The sequence below is a fragment of the Endozoicomonas sp. ALB091 genome (assembly GCF_049310265.1).
GTDB lineage: Bacteria > Pseudomonadota > Gammaproteobacteria > Pseudomonadales > Endozoicomonadaceae > Endozoicomonas.
The window spans coordinates 230513-247439 of sequence record NZ_JBLYNQ010000003.1 but is presented as its reverse complement, the minus strand read 5'-3'; the positions used below and the strand labels follow the sequence as shown (position 1 = coordinate 247439).

The 16927-nt window shown below is 48.0% G+C and carries 12 protein-coding genes; 8 read left to right on the top strand and 4 right to left on the bottom strand.

What is annotated here, in order from left to right; translation table 11 throughout:
* Positions 1 to 106: 106 nt before the first annotated feature.
* Both ACO6UX_RS04025 and ACO6UX_RS04020 read left to right on the top strand, forming a co-directional pair.
* On the top strand, positions 107 to 1204 hold the full coding sequence (locus tag ACO6UX_RS04025) for an enoyl-CoA hydratase/isomerase family protein (RefSeq protein WP_422445085.1): 1098 nt from the start codon (positions 107 to 109) through the stop codon (positions 1202 to 1204).
* Positions 1205 to 1601: 397 nt separating this feature from the next.
* Positions 1602 to 5636 carry a PEP/pyruvate-binding domain-containing protein gene (locus ACO6UX_RS04020; RefSeq protein WP_422445083.1) on the top strand — a complete coding sequence of 1345 codons (4035 nt, stop codon included), beginning with the start codon at positions 1602 to 1604 and terminating at the stop codon, positions 5634 to 5636.
* Here the strand turns inward: ACO6UX_RS04020 and ACO6UX_RS04015 are convergent.
* A complete protein-coding gene (locus ACO6UX_RS04015; RefSeq protein WP_422445081.1) occupies positions 5518 to 6186 on the bottom strand; it encodes a deoxynucleoside kinase in 669 nt (222 codons plus the stop codon). The genes ACO6UX_RS04020 and ACO6UX_RS04015 overlap by 119 nt on opposite strands.
* Positions 6187 to 6513: 327 nt before the next feature.
* Here ACO6UX_RS04015 and ACO6UX_RS04010 point away from each other — a divergent pair, with 327 nt between their 5' ends.
* The gene (locus ACO6UX_RS04010; RefSeq protein WP_422445079.1) at positions 6514 to 7380 is read left to right on the top strand and encodes a carbohydrate porin; all 867 of its coding nucleotides are present in this window, start codon (positions 6514 to 6516) and stop codon (positions 7378 to 7380) included.
* A gap of 1066 nt (positions 7381 to 8446) precedes the next feature.
* Entirely contained in the window at positions 8447 to 9418 is a 972-nt protein-coding gene (locus tag ACO6UX_RS04005; protein ID WP_422445077.1) for a hypothetical protein, read from the top strand.
* 256 nt (positions 9419 to 9674) lie between these two features.
* Here the strand turns inward: ACO6UX_RS04005 and ACO6UX_RS04000 are convergent, their stop codons facing one another.
* Positions 9675 to 10655: a hypothetical protein gene (locus ACO6UX_RS04000; RefSeq protein ID WP_422445075.1), complete on the bottom strand. Its 981-nt coding sequence runs from the start codon at positions 10653 to 10655 to the stop codon at positions 9675 to 9677.
* 330 nt (positions 10656 to 10985) lie between these two features.
* On the opposite strand from ACO6UX_RS04000, the gene ACO6UX_RS03995 reads away from it, so the two are divergent.
* A complete protein-coding gene (locus ACO6UX_RS03995) occupies positions 10986 to 13037 on the top strand; it encodes a hypothetical protein (protein WP_422445073.1) in 2052 nt (683 codons plus the stop codon).
* Between the two features lie 136 nt (positions 13038 to 13173).
* Complete coding sequence (locus tag ACO6UX_RS03990; protein WP_422445071.1) at positions 13174 to 14568, top strand: NAD(P)/FAD-dependent oxidoreductase; 1395 nt, start codon at positions 13174 to 13176, stop codon at positions 14566 to 14568.
* A 148-nt stretch (positions 14569 to 14716) separates the two neighbouring features.
* Here the strand turns inward: ACO6UX_RS03990 and ACO6UX_RS03985 are convergent, their stop codons facing one another.
* Both ACO6UX_RS03985 and ACO6UX_RS03980 read right to left on the bottom strand, forming a co-directional pair.
* The gene (locus tag ACO6UX_RS03985; protein ID WP_101745945.1) at positions 14717 to 15028 is read right to left on the bottom strand and encodes a TusE/DsrC/DsvC family sulfur relay protein; all 312 of its coding nucleotides are present in this window, start codon (positions 15026 to 15028) and stop codon (positions 14717 to 14719) included.
* Positions 15029 to 15111: 83 nt separating this feature from the next.
* Positions 15112 to 15708: an HNH endonuclease gene (locus ACO6UX_RS03980; RefSeq protein WP_422445069.1), complete on the bottom strand. Its 597-nt coding sequence runs from the start codon at positions 15706 to 15708 to the stop codon at positions 15112 to 15114.
* Between the two features lie 430 nt (positions 15709 to 16138).
* Between ACO6UX_RS03980 and ACO6UX_RS03975 the strand changes: the two genes are divergently transcribed.
* On the top strand, positions 16139 to 16594 hold the full coding sequence (locus ACO6UX_RS03975; RefSeq protein WP_422445067.1) for a DUF3429 family protein: 456 nt from the start codon (positions 16139 to 16141) through the stop codon (positions 16592 to 16594).
* A 34-nt stretch (positions 16595 to 16628) separates the two neighbouring features.
* Complete coding sequence (locus ACO6UX_RS03970) at positions 16629 to 16883, top strand: DUF3081 family protein (RefSeq protein WP_163372621.1); 255 nt, start codon at positions 16629 to 16631, stop codon at positions 16881 to 16883.
* Positions 16884 to 16927 lie beyond the last annotated feature (44 nt).

Below are 16927 nucleotides of genomic sequence, written 5' to 3'. Positions count from 1 at the left end.
GGCAGTTATCGCTGCCCCGATCTTCAATACCCTGTTTTGGTATTTTCATTGATAATTAAGACTCAGTTATCTATGCTTTTGCCAACGGATATGGAGAGGTACGAATATGGCCGCTGATGTTCTGTTTTCCGAACTGAATGCCCGGGATAATAAAAAGATTGGCCTGATCACGCTGAATGCTGAAAAAGCATTGAACGCATTGAATCAATCCATGATTGACCTGTTGCTTCAGCAATTTTCTGACTGGCGTGACAATGATGATGTTGTGGCCGTGTTTATGCAGGGCAGCGGTGAAAAGGCCTTTTGTGCTGGTGGTGATGTGCGGGCGCTGAGGCAGGCGGTTATTGATGGCAAGCCTGAGGTGCCCGGTCATTTTTTTGCCACAGAATACCGTGTTGATTACATGATTCACACCTATCCCAAGCCGGTTATCTGCTGGGGTAATGGCATTGTGATGGGCGGCGGTATTGGCCTGATGGCTGGGGCTGATTTCAGAATAGTGACGGATACCTCCATGCTGGCCATGCCGGAAATCAGTATTGGCCTCTATCCGGACGTTGCCGGCAGCTGGATCCTGAGCCATCTGCCCGCAAGGCTTGGCCTGTTTATGGCGTTGACCGGCTGTCGGCTTAATGCGGCTGATGCGATCTATGTTGGCCTGGCTAACCGTTTTATTGATCATGCATTTTGTGACAATGTTCTGGAGTCTTTGCAGCAAGCAGACTGGAACGCTTCAGAAGCCCACGCTGTCGTTTATTCTGTCCTGCAGAAATACCGGGAAAAAAGTGCCGGGTGGCTACCCTATTCAAAGGTGCGTGAGCACAGGGATTTAATTGCCGGACTGATGGATCAACCATCACTGGCCAATGTGATGACCGCCATTGATAGCCTTGAGACCGATGATGACTGGCTGCTGGCCGCCAGAAAAACCGCACTTCATGGTTCGCCACTGTCGGCAGCCATTGGCTATCGACAGTTACAGCGAGCACGGCACATGTCCCTTAAAGAGGCGCTTCAGAGTGAGTTGGCTCTGTCCGTCAATACGGTACTTAAGGGCGATTTCTGCGAAGGTGTCCGCTCCCGGCTGGTTGACAAGGATAAAAATCCCCAATGGAAATTTAACACCGTTGATCAGGTCGATGAACAATTGTTGAATGATCTGTTCAGTTCACCCTGGCCTGAGAATCCACTCCATGACCTCTAACTGATAGACACTGTCACCTGACACTCCCCGCCTGGGCGAAGGCTCTTAGATCGCTCCAGGAACGTTTCTGTTCCACCGTTCATTGCTCAGTGAACAGGTGGGTCCGCCCGGGCTTGGTTATCGCATAAAATTCCACATTGCGGAACGCTCCATGCCTGCGCTGCCCGGCCTTCCTGTCTTATATCTCCGCCCGATTTCGCGATGCTTTACGACGGGTTTGGTAAGTGTCTGTTTTTTTATGCCCTTTTAGAGAGCATGGACTTAATTTTTTACTGTGAACTTTATAACAATATCTTTGTCCAATTTAGGGTCATATACAGATTCCTGGCTATATCATCATTCAAAAACTAAAACACTGGTCATAATTTCATGGATATTTATGTTAGAGGGATTCTAAATGTTTCATGTTAAAGCTCATTATTTGGGTTATCAAAACCCGGCAACGAATCCAAATATTGATACCAGGTCCCTCAATTTATCCGACGGGGGCAGCAGGCCAGCCAGAAGGTATATTAACGATTATGATCCCCGTGGCAATCCTGCCGTCAACAATCCATTAGCCAAGCGTCTGTGCAGTTCACATGTGTCATCACCATTCCATCAGGCGAACCATTCCCCGCCAAACCGGGAACAACTTGGGGGAAAGGGAATGTTTTTGCGACGCATGCAGGAAATAGGATTGTCTGTCCCACCGTTCCAATGTGTTACCGCTGAGGTAATGAATGCTCTTGAGCAACACCCTCTGGATACCCGTCTTTTAGCTCCCTATCTCTCTGGCATTACCAGTGAACCTTGGGTAGAGACCAGTCTGATGAACATCAGGAAATATCTCAATGCCTTGCCACCTTCAGAGCAAACCAAAAGGAATGACTGGCTGGCAGGTCTGGCAATATTTGTCGCCAGTAATGACTTTTACCAACAGGTTAAAGATTCTGAAGCGGCCAAACACATCAGGGCTCTGCGTGACCGAATATCCAGATCACAGCCGGTTATTGTCCGCAGTTCTGGCATCAACGAAGATAACTACGGCGATGCCCAGGCGGGCAAATACCTCTCTGAAGTTCAGGGAGAAGATGATGTTTTGCGCACCTGCCTTAAAGTCATGGCCTCAGGTTACCGGCCTGAATTATGTTCCGGGGGTATACCACAACCCATGGCACTGATTATCCAAAAGTGCATTAACTGCAAATATGGTGGTGTAGCCATGAGCTTTCAATCACTTCAGGGTGATAATACCGTCAGGGTTGAGTACACATCCGGTCAGCCCAGAGGCATAGTAGGAGGGCAGTCCGGTAACACGCCCCACCGCATCGACATTGTGCGCAAGGATTGCAAAGAAGGTGCTTACAACGCCCAATACATTCGCGGGACCATCTCAAGTCACTTCATCCTGGACAAAAACACAGATAATAACGGCTATTCGGAAACAGCGATTGATACTGATGCACAATCAGACGGTGATGGGTATCGACTCAGTGATGACCAGATTGAACAACTCATGCAAGCGGTGACCAAGCTGGAAGACCTGCTGCTCTGCCCCGTGGATGTGGAGTTTGCCATCGATCATCAGGGTCGCCTGTTCCTGTTGCAGGTGCGCCCTATTACCCGGCTTCCCGGGGGTATGGAGTTTGCCATGCCCATACCCAAAGAGACCCTGGCCAGTGGTGAGGGCGTCAGTGAAGGCTATTGCACCGGATCACTCTGGTTGGCCAATAAACAAGCCACAGACACTATGCCAGAGGGAGCCATTGTCGTTGCCCAACACGCTGAAGAGTGGATGCTTGAGCCTGAATTTCTGAAACGGGTAGGGGGTTTTGCCGTTGCCGCGGGAGGACGGAATGACCATGTGGGGATCTTCCTGAGACAGAAAAAAATACCCTTAATGGTGGCTGGTGGCCAGTACCCGGCAGTGGTCGCTCAGGTTGGCCAACAGGCCACGCTGGCCTGCGCCCGCTTTAACGGTAAGCCCGGTGCATTTGTTGTTACCGGTGACCTCAGCAGAAAACTGGTCAGTTACGGGAGTCTGTCCTCTGCTTTTTCTGATGTGCCGTTAGCAAGAGACATCCCGTCATGGGAAGATTTGTCCCTCCCGGAAGGCACATTCAGTCAGGTCGCCAGCGGTTTTCACTGGCTCTCGGATCAAAATGCCCGCCTGCTGGCACTTTTTGCCCCTGGCGGTGGACTGGATTGTTTGGCACACCCGATCAAACTGAGTATGTCGCCACAACGAGCACATTTAGTGGCAGAGACCAGGGACAGTGTAAACCGGCTGATTCATGGAGCTGAAGCACTGTTGGACGGTTACCGCGCATTCTTGCTGCTGGCGGGTGACAGCAGTTCAGACCGGGTCAAGTCATTGCTGGCAGAATCACTGCTGCTGATCACCCGGTTCGAAACGCTGAAACAGACCATCACCTCAACGGTAAACACCATCATCCATCCATTGCATGCCGTTGAAACATCACTGCCACCCGTGGGAAGGTTTCGTCAGTGGGTGTCAGCCTGTCATCAGCTACAATCCAGCCTTGAAGCACTCAATCCCTCGGAGGCTGAGCAGGTCCGGAGTGTCCATGAGTTAATTTTTGCCCTCCATAAGCGCTTTGTTGAGGCGTTGGGATCGGTCACTGTGGATTCTGGTCAGGGCAGGCTTTCTAATGAACGGTGCATCACCTATGTTGATTGCACGACTCCGGGTGGCTCGGCTGTAAAGACACCGCTATTAAATCCGTCCTGCAAACAGCTCCTCAATGATATAGGAAAATCAGGGACTGTCGTCAGTATGGATGATGCCTTGATTGTTAATCTGGTGTTAGGAAGTCATGTGTGCGTTATCGAGCTACTTGAACACGCAGAGGGGGGGAAAGGACGCATCTTGCGGCTGAAAGTTTCTGACAGTTTTAAGAAACCTGATGGCAGTGATAAACTTGGCAAGTTGAAACGCATGTGGTTTTTGGCGCAGTTACTGAAAGCGGTCGAACTGGATAAGGATGCTGATGGCATCAAGCTGAGTTGCAATGCCGTAGCAGGAGAAATTATCGTCGAATGCCCCCGAATGAAATTAAGGTCAACCATGCAGGAGGCCTTTGAAAAACTGCTGTCTGTGTTATGTGGTATGAGTAATCTGGATCTTCACCTCAAAGACAGACCCATTGTTGAAGGAGATCAGTGGAACTTTAACTTTCTTGCACAACGCCTTAACAATGATTTTTCAGAAGAAGCCAATAGATTCGCCTTCAACCATTGTCTTTTCTTATTGGTCTATGATTCTTTGTACAAAATTTCCAGCTACTCTTCGTTATTAAGCAAATACCACCAACAATTTATTGATCATGCTCAAGAGTTAAAATGGTTGGTGATTAAATCGGATGACCAACTTCAGAAAATGTTTGCGAGTGATAAGATCGATCTGGACACCCGCAGGAAACTCTTACATCATCTTTTATTATTGTCAAATTGCAAAAACGCTACCCAATTGGTTGATCTTGTGTATGACGACTTGAAAGATCAATACTATATTATCGAACCATCTTGTTGGAGTTACCGCCTGGCGTTTCAGGTTCCACCGGGTCAGCCACTTCCGGGTCATAAAGAAAAGATCAGGAGTGCCCTGCTGGAGCAAGGGCTGCAGTATGCCAGCCGACGGGTTCGAAATGATAAAGACCTTGTATTACCAACCATTGCAAAGCACCCAAATGACTTGCAATATGTTAGCCGAGGACTGAAGAATGACAGAGATGTCGTCATGGCCGCAGTCACTCAACAAGGCAAACAGCTGGAATATGCAAGCCCGGATCTTCAGGATAATGTTGATGTTGTAAGGGCCGCTGTCGCACAGTGTTCGGATGCTCTGCGTCATGCAAGTGAAAGAATCCGAAGCGATAAAAGCATTATTGAAACCTTAATTGCTGATGATATTGGTGTCTTGTTTCATGTCAAGGAAGAACTATTGAAGGATCGCAATTATTTGCTGGGCTTAATCGGACATAATCCTTATGCTTTCGTGTCTGGTGGTCGTTGGCTTGGAGATGACCCTGCCTTTATCGCTTCAGCAATCGACGCAAACCCCGGAGTTTGGGAATACATACCCTCAACCATGAAAACAGAACTTGAATCTGCAAGATCACAACACAAAAGTCAGACTGAAAGTCTTCAGACTAAGGCTGCTGGTGTAAGATCCTCTGATTCTGATGTTTGTAGCTCTGTTAAGTCAAGAGCGTTCACCAATACTGGCTGCTTTTCGATTGTCAATCTTTTCGATCCTTTAATCATGACAGTCGCGCACTCTGTTCCTCCCCATGTTCTGAATGTTTCTCTCACAGATGATGGTTTTGTGCATCACAGACTGCAGGCTTCAGCGTGCCCGGTTGAATCGTTTCCAGCAGTTGTTTTGCCAGATTTTTTTCGCAGCCAAAATCATCCCAGTTCACAGTGATTAATGGTGTCCCCATTGAGCGGCAGATCTGTGGCAGGATGGCCTCATGATAGTTATGGATATCGCAGAGGTACGTCAGTGGAGTTCCATCCTCGGCACTTCTTGCCCGCTCAATCAGACGGCTATGGGCAATGTTCGGAGCGGTTCTGAGATAAATGACCGCGCTGATCACCGGATAATCCTTCAGTCTGCGCTGGATTTCACAATAATGCAGCATATAGCGTTCATCTGGTTTGACCATCCCCAGAAAGTTCGCCTGGGTGAAAATCAAATCAGAGTAAAGGGAGCGCTCAATCAGATAGTTGCGGTCAGTGGGCAACTGCTCAACAATGCTGGCCCGGCGATTGGTAATGTACTCCTGAAACTGAATACGCTTAACCGCATCATTTGGGTGGTCTGTGAACTCCTGAAGCAATCGTGTAAATTCCGGGTCATTCACAGGCTCCTGAATGGCGTCCCAGCCCAGCTCTGCTGCCAGTTTGGGAAGAAGAGTTGACTTGCCCGCAGCAATGTTGGCTTCTACAGCGACGAAGTGATTGGTTTGCTTCATTAAGGACCCCGGTGACTGATGATATAACTCATGACATTTCCGTGCTGGTCATGAGAAGGGCAGGCACTTTATGAGGTTAGGCGTCCATGATCAATAAGTAATAGGCGGAAAGGAGGTAGGCTTGGCCGTGATATGGCTTTATTGGCCCTGGCAGACTAAATGGATTGAGCCTTGTTGATATTCTCGGTGTGTTGTCAATGTCTAAAGACCCGAAAAGCGATGTAACTATTCTATAAGAGCAACTAAAAAATCAACAGTCCTTGTTGTTTGACTATTTTCTTATGAAACATTTGCAAGATGTTGAGCTGGGTCAACTTTTTGTAAGTAATGTTTGGCCGAAAAGACAGCTGGGCATTCCAGATTGGCCGTTACGAAGCCATGAATCTGTTCCCGCTGGGTAAAGACGTTGCGCTGTTTTATGCTGATGGCGCTGACAGCATTGGTAGCGGCATCTATTACTATATGGCGAAAGAGGGCCGTGGTCGTGGTGGTGATGCTGGTCAAGCTCGTATTATCGGCGAGATGGGCAACTGGACTGCCGAAGTTTCTACTGTTTACGGTGATACCGAAAGCGTACTCGAAAACAGCAGCGAGTATTTACAGGGTGTTGTTGACATTGATTCCAGCCATAACAGCTTCATGGTTCGTCCGGCAGTTAACTATCTGAGTGATGACGGCTTCTTTAGCATCAGTTTTGGTGGTGAATATGAAGTCAACGGTGACTATGTTACTGCAACAAATACAGTCACTAAGGAAAAATTTGAACTTTCTGACCGCTACGGTCTGGCAGCCACCACAACCCTGAACTTTGGTGAACTGGTGTGGAACAACAGCATCGCGATGCAGGATGCCAAAGACGCCTGGGAAGCGCGCACGTTCAACACCAACACGCTTAAAGTTAAACCAAAGGCTCCTTGCTCCGGCAAAGAGCCTTTTTTTACGACCGGACTTGTTCCCACAATCCCGAGAAAGTTGCGAAACCAGAAAGCAAGCCTTTCGCAGGCCAGCTCCTATAAGGAGCCGACACCCGACTCATTGAAACCATGTGCTAGCTTTCAGCAGTTCCGGTTGCAGACGGACCTGATACCGGAGCCGAGTGATTTCTTTCAACTCCCCGCAAAATACAAACATCTTCCTGCAATCGGATCTTATCCTGTCCAAGGCACTCCCTGTAGTGGCTGTACCTGGTCTTGAGCAGGTCCTGGTAGAGTTCACTGACCGGGCGACTCTGGCGTTTGTCCAGATCTTCCGTAATGATGCGGTTAAAGATAAACATCCGCCTGGCAAGATCTTCCTGGTCTTTTGCCGGGACAGGAAACTTCGTCATCAATCGTTTGAAATCCGGAAGTTCTGTTGCAGCTTCCGGGGAGTCGATATCCCCCATACTGGCAATAACGTTGCTAATATCCTCCTTCTTCACGCCATATTCACCTTCTAACACAGCGCTGAACTCATTCATGCTTTTATTAAAGTTACTCTGGTGATCGTGGGTGTGAATACCTGCCCATAATAGCCAGAGTGACTTCCAGGAATCCTGGTATCTATTCGTCATATATTTGATAACCAAAAAGTCATCGCTGCTGTATTCATGGTCAGGCTGATCCAGCGGATGATTGAGCAGATAGGCTTCATCTTCCATGGCCTGCTCCAGTTCCTGGCTGGCATGCTCCAGTGGCGTCATGGGCCTGGCATTGGCGATGGCTCTCAATACGTTCAGTGTTGCACCCGCTGCTCCCGCTATGGCCACAGGTTTCCATGAGAACTCTCCAGTGGCTCTGGTAAGACCAACAAAGGTAACGCCAGCAATACCACCCAAAGCACCTGAAATACCACCTTTAGCGGCCATGCCTGCAAGATAGCCTGTTGATATATTGAGTTTTTTGACAGTATGCCGTCCTAATGCCGCCTGTTTGTCATCTGCGGTATATACATGCCCGTCCGGGCTCTTTATGCCAAATGCGGCATTTGATGCGCGAATTAAAGATCCGCCCAATTGCTGTTGCAAAGCTGCTGGTTCCATAAATTTTACCTTTGCTGCTGGAGTGAATAGTTATTTGAATTATCCAATATATTGCAACCGCCGCCGGACAGGTATAACAACTGGGTCAGTACCGATTGCAAGCACGTCATGAAATACTCACAGAGTCCTTCTATTTCTCTTTCAGCTGATTCTAGAGAATGATTTTCATTTTGTAATGTCGGAGAACTTAATTGAATACAGGGAGTCTAAAGATGTAATCAATAATAAGGGTCAGGCTGGATGAACTCTGAATTCCCGGCTCAATTAGAGGTTTCGGCTAAATTCAATGCCCTTTCCCTGGCAAGCCATTCACCGGATGCTTCTAAACCTTCTTCACCAGAGGCTCGTTTTGGGCCAAGGGGCGTCAGGCAAATACCCCCGGCTGAGTTAGATGCACATCGGCTGTGCCAAAGTAATCAGGACGATACGCTGCAAATAGGGATAGATGCAGAACCGGATGCAAGTTCGGTCGTACCTGTGCATTTGGCCGTTGCTGATTTGATCCGGCAACACGTAGAGCTTGAGTTGGCTAATGCCCCGATTTGCCCGGTATTTTTAGTGAATGATCAAGATAGTTACAACTCTACTCGTTTCTGTTCGTCAGTAAAGGTGAAAATGCGTGAATATGGACTTTCCCGGGATGATATTGACCATGCATTGGGTCTGATGAGGTGGAAGGATTCCGCCGTCACAGGAGGAATAGCAAAATGTTTTTTTGTGCAAAGCCGGAAGGTTAATGAGTGTCTGTACGAATTAAGTAAAAGAGATCAGATCCATATTGATACCGTGTTTGAGGCGTTGAGTCTTTTTTATGGCGGATGTTTTGAGGATGTTCCAGAATGGACGCCAATAAGCTTTAAATGTTTTGAAATTCCGGAACCTTTAATAAGCGAAAGATACACAAAGCCAGCTAAATATGCTCATGTTCCCTATCTGAAGATCGAAAGAGAAAAATATATCATTGACAGAAGCGCTGAAATTTTAACCGATACTCACAACATCTTTCACAAAACGATACACAGTGACAGGAGTGATAGTGAAAAGGTGGCATATCTGCGGAATATGTTAGGCCCAGCTCCATCAGCTGTTCCTGTTGAAAATGCATCAGATGCCAGCTCAACCGGGAGTGAGCAGCACGGTTTGTCAGCCCAGAAAATTCTTGCACGTATTGGTGAGGCTGTTTTTAAAAGATGTGCAGAAATTTCTGGATGAAAATGTTTGGGGGCAAAAGAACACCCTGGGAATTATTGACCGGCTAAAGCATATGTTTCCGGACTTTTCAGAAGAATGATTGTTTTTTTCATCGTGCATGAAATGATTCAATTTTCTCCTTTTTCTCTATTAAGTTCCTCTGGGATTTCCTTAATTATGCTTTGCCATCAACCTGAAGCTGCTCCAGCCTCAGCAGGATATTCATTACGACGTGCTCAAAATAGGCCAATATGTCAGCAAAAAGTTGGAACGCCGATTACTGACGATAACTATCAAACCCATCTGCTTTTGTGGCGTATTCATTAATTGTTTTATTAAGATCCTCTGGAATCTCCTTCAATGGTGCTTCGGATGGTGTGAATTCATACAATGTGAATAATGCATCCAGAGTATCTCGGAAAACTTTTACGTCCCGGGTAAACAGAATAACGGTAGAGCAGAAGTTAGCTACCGTATTGGAAGAAGATTCCGGATAATACCCATTCTCCAGCTCCTCTTTTATAAATTTAATATCTATCTGGTCGGCATAGTACTTACGTCCATATTCAATATCTCTCTGGTGGGCATAGTTCTCATGAGCTGTTGCTTTGAGTAGCTTGTCACAAAATTCAGTGAGTGCCTTTTTTTGATGATCAGTAGGCCCCTCGGTTTTGCTGCACTGACCAGTACTCTCGAACAATCGATAGATCGCTTTGGAACATCGGCTGAAATCAGAGGGGGTCATCGTAACAAGCTTGAATAAATCCAGTGTGGCTTGTGGGAAATTAGGTCTGTAATCATAATGGTGAAAGAATCTTTTATTGAGCTGAGTGGCAATTCTGGTCAGGCCGTGAGCCTTGGCAGTAATTTCCTTTTGATTTTTACTATCGATTATTTTCTCAAATTCAGATACTTCTTCGTTAAATCCCTTTACCAGTGTGTTTAAACCTTTTAACAAATCAGTATTTTCATCTGCTTGCATCAGTTGTCTGATTGGAGATAATCTTGTTGGGATACTCACACTACGTTCAGATAAATGCGAGCCAGAATGAGCTCCAGCTAATTCACTAATACTAATCTGATACTTATCAAGCAGGTGTTTAATAATTTCCTTCGCTTCTACACAGGCTATATCCCGGGGAAGAAAGTCTAAGGCGTTCAAAAAACCTTCTCTTGCAGCTCTTTGATATGGGGGTAGTGCTTCAGTGGGTCGTTCATTAAATGTGGGTGGCGTGTTGTTGTCAGATCTAATATCCAATTTTAAATCCTCGTCAATTATTTTTTAGCGTAAACGTGAAGCTGTTCCAGTCTCAGCAGGCGATTCATTACGACGCAAGCATTGTAAACCAATCTGTCAGAAAAAAGTTGGAACTTTTCTTCTGAGAAACAGAAAAAGATTCGTACTACTGACCGGCTGAAGAATATGTTCTCAGATTTTTCGTAATGATTTTACGGTTCAGAACATTCCTCATTTGGCAGTGAACTAAAACTTTTCCCTATGGTCAGAATTCCATGTTGGATGTGTCAGAAAATCATAATTGGCACATCTTCTAGAGATCACGTGTAATACTGTCATGAAGAATTGACCATGTTAACTACTACTGCCAGTCCCACCATTTCTCAACCAGAAATAGCAACATCCGCCAACTCATCAGAAGTACCTGCTTCCCCTGCAAATTGGCTAAGCCCAGTGCTGGATTGTGCTTATGGGACTGTCAGCGCTCTTCACAAGATTACGCGCAAGATCGTATCTGCTCCTGCTCAGACGTTTATTTTTCTGGCCCTGGCGAACAGATGTATAGCACCGGTGAATGCCTCCCCTCATTCTCCATCCTCGGTCACTCCTGCAACAATGGGGTTGGGGCCGTCGGTTAATGTACCCTCTGCACCCCCTTATATACCGCCACCACCTGAACCCGGGTGGATGGCTACGCTGACAAGTGGTCGTCCTGCTTATCGGGACCATGAACGCCCCCGTACTGCAAACCGTGGCTCACCGGCAAGAAACGGCCGACCCGGTATGGACAGGGTCACTCCGCCCCGCCCTGAGAACCGGTGTGTTGAAAAGAACCTGTTCCCCTTCTATTCAGGACCACGGATAAGCCTTGCCTGTCCCGGAAAGATTTTGCCATTGGATCAAAGCCGCAATGTACGACATGAGTACCTGCAGTGTGGCAGTGCCGAATCCTCCTGGACTCGCTATCCGGATCCGTTGGATGAAGCCGCCTGGCATGCATTGAAAAAAACAGACCCTGATCAGGCCGTCCAATGGTTGCGCGACCTTCCGGCCCCGGAGTATGGGGGCATTTTGGACTACCCGATTGACCTTATCTGGAAGTGGGAAGATTGCCGACTGATTAAGGATTCGGCTATCTGTGGGACTTACCGGGTATGTGATCAACAAACGCCCACCGGACAAAATCGACGTCAGTCCGATACCAGGAATTGCAGGGACGTTGCCCGAAGTTGCTACGCCGATGTTGCCCAGGAGGGACGCAGTCCCTGTGGCATGGGCAAACTGGTCTATAACGTGAAATTTGTGAAAAAAGACTCGCCTGAGTTGAGTCCTGGCCGACCCGGGGTTATCACGCGTCTGGCCAATGGTTATGACCTGTTACCTGGTGAAAAAGAGCAGCTGTCGGTCAGCCTTTTTTGCCCGGCCACTGGTTATGACCTGATACGTGGTGAAGAAGGGCAGCTGTCGGTCAGTAATTTACGCTCGCCTTCGGTTCGGCTGAAACCAACGCTGAATATTAATGACCCAAAGAATGCCTACCAAATTCACACACGCAATAATAATCTGTGGCAGCCTGCCTCCCTGCAATGTCGCCTGAACGGTTTTGACAATGTCAGTTTTGAGGTGCTCACCGATCGGCGAATTCTATCCAGTCCACCCAATACTCTCTGGTTCCCTGATGGCGATATGTCGTCAGCCATTGTGTGGGGGGGCGCATTTGATCTGAACGGGGACTATCAATCCAGGGGCTATCCTTGTGGATTAATCGTCGAAGACACGGCAAGTTACACCTTCAAAGATCTGTCGTTATCAACCATGTCTGCCGAAACATCACCACTGATCAGGGTGCAGCTTTACCAATCCACCTGGCTGGGAGAGCGGCTGAAATCCACTACCTATTTTGATGAACATATCCAGCTGCTGGTGGACCCCGCGCCAGATAGCGGGGCCAGTGATACCCTCAGAACTTCGACACGCTACCAGCTCAGTTTCGATTATGGAGCCGGGGCAGCAATTTACCGGACTTATTTACCCGGGCTCATCTATTATCCGGGGCGACTGTTATTCTCCCCTGATGCGTTGAGCTTCGAAGATTATCTGGCTCCTGATAGCCGATACACGTTCAAGGTAACTATGAATCTGAAAAATATGCCGTTCTACTTCCAGCCCTGTGCATCAGAGCCTGCGGCTCCGGATTGCCAATGGTATGCATTATGGGGGTTGTTCAGCCCGGGGCGATATGAATCACGCAGTTTCTCCCTCAAAAGCCTGGATATTACCGTCACAACTCCACCGCAAGTTGAACTGAGAAGCTGGCAGCCGACATTCTGGGAGTTTGTACGGTACGCTCAGTTTGTCGCTCCGCTTTATGGAGCCTGCAAAGTAGTAATGGCGGGGCATTAATGCTGATACCTATCAGGGGGGCGGAGTGTTGACTGCAGCTAAATAAATGCCCGTCGATGGAACCTTTTGCTGGACGGATTGTCCAATTAAAAAAACTAACTTTTAACTATATTAATTTCCGTTTCATGGAGGAAATATGACCGTATTCTCTCTAGTACTCACATCGATATTTGTCTTCTTCAGTGGTCAGCTCCAGGCCGGGGGTACAACAACCGCTGAAAAGCACTACGCCGTTGTTGTTATTGGCGGTGGGCTGATGGGTAGCGCCGCTGCCTGGCAGCTGGCCAGGGACGGCAAAGAGGTTATCCTGCTGGAAAAACAGGATCGTGAATACAGTCAGGGTTCCAGCAAAGGGCTGACACGTATTGCCAGAAGCAACAACCTGGGCAGCGATCTGTGGTCTTACCTCCACAACCGTTCGGTTCAGGAAACCGCAACGCTGGTCAACTATCTCGGTAATCAGGGCGACGATATCTCGATGTCTGCTGTCTACCAGACAACACCCGTCAATTATATGAGGCCGCTGAAAGCGGCTGATGCCATTATTGCTTCCTCTGAACGACAAAAGGTGGACTACAAATTAGCTCTAACGCCGGAGGAGGGAATGGAGATGTTTGGTGTCCAGCTGCCGGAGGGGGTTTTTCTGCATCGTGAATTCAATGAGCACTCAGGCACCCTTAATCCTGAAGCACTGATTTCACTGTTGCACAAGGCCATTAAACTGAAAGGGGGCACAATTGTTTACAATGCTTCCGTTAGCGATATCCAACGGCAGGGTAACCACTACCTTATTGCCAGCAAAGATTCGCAAGGTTCTGAAAGGAAATTGACAGCCAGCCAGATCGTCAGCGCTTCGGGTCCTCACACCGGCCCATTGCTAACTGAGCTGGCACCCTACATGGATAAACTGATCACGCCAAAGCGGGTATTTCTTGCGTTCCTGCAGATCAGTCCGGCGAAGTATCATCAACTTGAGGATCACGCCCGCAGTCAATTGAGACGCGCCTATCCGGTGATTAACAGCTCCGCTGGCACCCGGGAGGGGAGTTTTTATTCCATGTTTGAATCTTCTGGTGCAGATGGAAATCCGGTCATCAAGATTGGCGGCCATTTCCAGCGCAGCGACATCAACAGTCTGGACGATGTCTGGCACCAGGCGTTGTCCGAAGAGGAGATTCGCTGGAGCATTGAGAACACCGGTCGGTATTTACGCATGCATGGGGTGCCGGTGAACGATGAGGATCTGCAACTGGTTGACGATGTTTCCTGTGTCTATAGCCTGACCAGTACTGAGGTACCCATTGTTTCCCAGCTGGTCGCGCCATCCGGTGACATGGACAGCAACTTCGTGGTGATCGCCGGAATGTCCGGAGTCGGTGCCAAAGGAGCCATGACCTACGGAAGAATTGCCGCCAACCTGCTTCAGGGCAAGAGCGAAAATGATTCTGGTTATCTGGAGGCTGTGGAAGCCGTTGGCTTTACCAGACTCAAAGAGGATGTTGATCAACTGCAGGTAAGCCCGGAAAAATAAGGCATTGAGAACCGACCGTGTCCTGTTGAGCAGTGGCTGGTGTCACTGTCATCAATCAGCAGGACTTTGTTGTGGTTTGGTTTCCATCTGCCCATATTACAGATGTGAGTATGCCTTCTATTTCCCGGCAGAGTAGCTTCTTTGACGGTCAGAAGCAGTTGGTAGGACGGGGCAGTCCGGCAATTCGGGCAGCAACTCTGGCCGGGCTTTCAGGAAAAAGCGTCATTAGATAGAGGCTGTTCCCTTTGTCTTTGCCAAGGGTATTGGCAATATGCTTAACAAAAGGTCGCTGGTTTGGGGCCAGTTCATATTGTTGATAGAACGCCCGCAGCGCGTAAATCACTTCCCAGTGCGCTTCAGTGAGCACTATACCCTCAAGCGCCGCCAGCTCTGTGGCAGCTTCTGTATTCCATTCGTCAAGGTTGGCCAGGTAGCCATCGTTGTCGAGATTCAGGGGCATTGCTGATTCCAATACAAAAAAATGAACAGGGCGGGGAGTTTACACCGGAGCCCTGTACATAGACAGGGGCTTCAGCTGACGATTTAAATGGGTTGCAATATTCTGGATGATGTATTGCGATTACGGCTTTTCCAGCGACAGTTTTTGGAAAACTGGGTTCTGAGATAGTCAGCCTGATCCGGCAGGATTCGCTGGCTGTTGACCAGGGCAAGATATTCGGCAGCATTGGGTCGATAGGGCAGGGCAATCAGTGACATCTCGGTGTTTTCCAGCAGCTTGTCTCCTTTAAACTGATTACAGCGTCGGCAAGCAGCAACAACGTTCATCCAGTCATCAGCGCCTCCCTTGGATTTTGGCACAATATGATCCCGGGTAAGCTCCCTTGTTTTGAAGAAACGGCCACAATACAGGCATTGATGATTGTCTCTTTCAAACAGTGAGAAATTGGTAAGGGTTGGATTGTTTCGGCAGGGAAAAAGCCGTTTACCGCCACAGGCAACGATACTGGGGAGTTCGATAATCGTTCGATCTCCATGCCACCGGTTATAGCCGCCATGGATCCGGTAAATAATATCTCCCAGGCTCCAGCGAACCAACTCTCTTGAGTAGAGGCATACTGTTTCCTGCCAGGTAAGCCACTCAACAGGCTGGCCAGCAGTATTCAACCGCAGAATATACACGACAGAGGCTCCCGTTTATCAGTCCCTGATAAAGGTCAACCTGACGGGCCATTGCCACTCACGATCAACGCATCCGCTGAGCAGAGTTCTCTTTAACCGGGCAGGCCGCTGCGACCTTAAAGGTCGTTTGGTTAATCATTTTATCGGCTCTATTATTCTGATTCGTATCCATTTCAGGCTAACACATTCATTCAGCATTAATAAACCCGGAGCAATGATATGGCATGATCCATTCGATCTGACCATTCGTACAGATAGGGCGTAGCTCACCTTTACTGGCAAAAGCTGAGTGAAAATATGTATGAAAGCTCCCTTTTTTTATGATGTGGCTCGCCACATCTGGCTGAGAATCCTTGCTCGCTGGCAGAATAAGCCCTATACCTGTGAGGTTGAATGTTTAGACATCACTGTGAGACCAAAGGAGAACCGAGTGGATCGCTTTCAACGACTCATGTACTGGCTTGCCTGGCTTGGGATAATGCCTTTTATTATTACGCTGTCTCTATCCATCAGGGACCAGTCTCTGTTTGATAATACAGGGGAGCAACTGTTCATTATTTATTCCATCATTATCAGTAGCTTTATGGCCGGTTCTTTATGGGGGCAGGCCGTCTACAGTGAGAATCAATCCAGAAGCATTTTTAAAGTACTGGCCAGTAATGCCATTGCACTCTCGGTATTCGGAGGGCTTCTGGCAGGGCTGGCGAATCATCAGATGCTGGTGTTACTTGCCATCGGTTATCTGGCAACACTGATTATTGAGTGCGTTCATACGGAGCCTTTGGCCGATGGTCGGGTAAAGTCTTACCTTTCCATGAGAGCAACTGTCACTCTTGTGGTGTTTATCTTGCACTGTTTTCTCTATGCCTCCCTGAAAATTACGTAAGCGGGGAGCCTTGCTTTTCTGAAGGAGTCAGTCAGTGGATCAACATATCGATATTCAAAAGTGTCTTTTGGCATTTGCGCGCATTCTGGACAAGGGTGAACAGGTGGCCGGGGGCTACTTCCTGGAAGGTGTTACCGCAAAGTCAATGGATGATGGCTATACCGTTATGCTGGGCAATAGGGATTGTCAGCTGTCCATCTATTTTCATAATAAATTCGGGATTGAGTCCCCCAGCCAGAAAAGTACAGACGCTTTTATTAAGCTGCTTTATCGCATTGCCGAGCAATAGTTTGCTGTTCACCAGGACCAGTCAGCAGTGTTGATTTGATTATT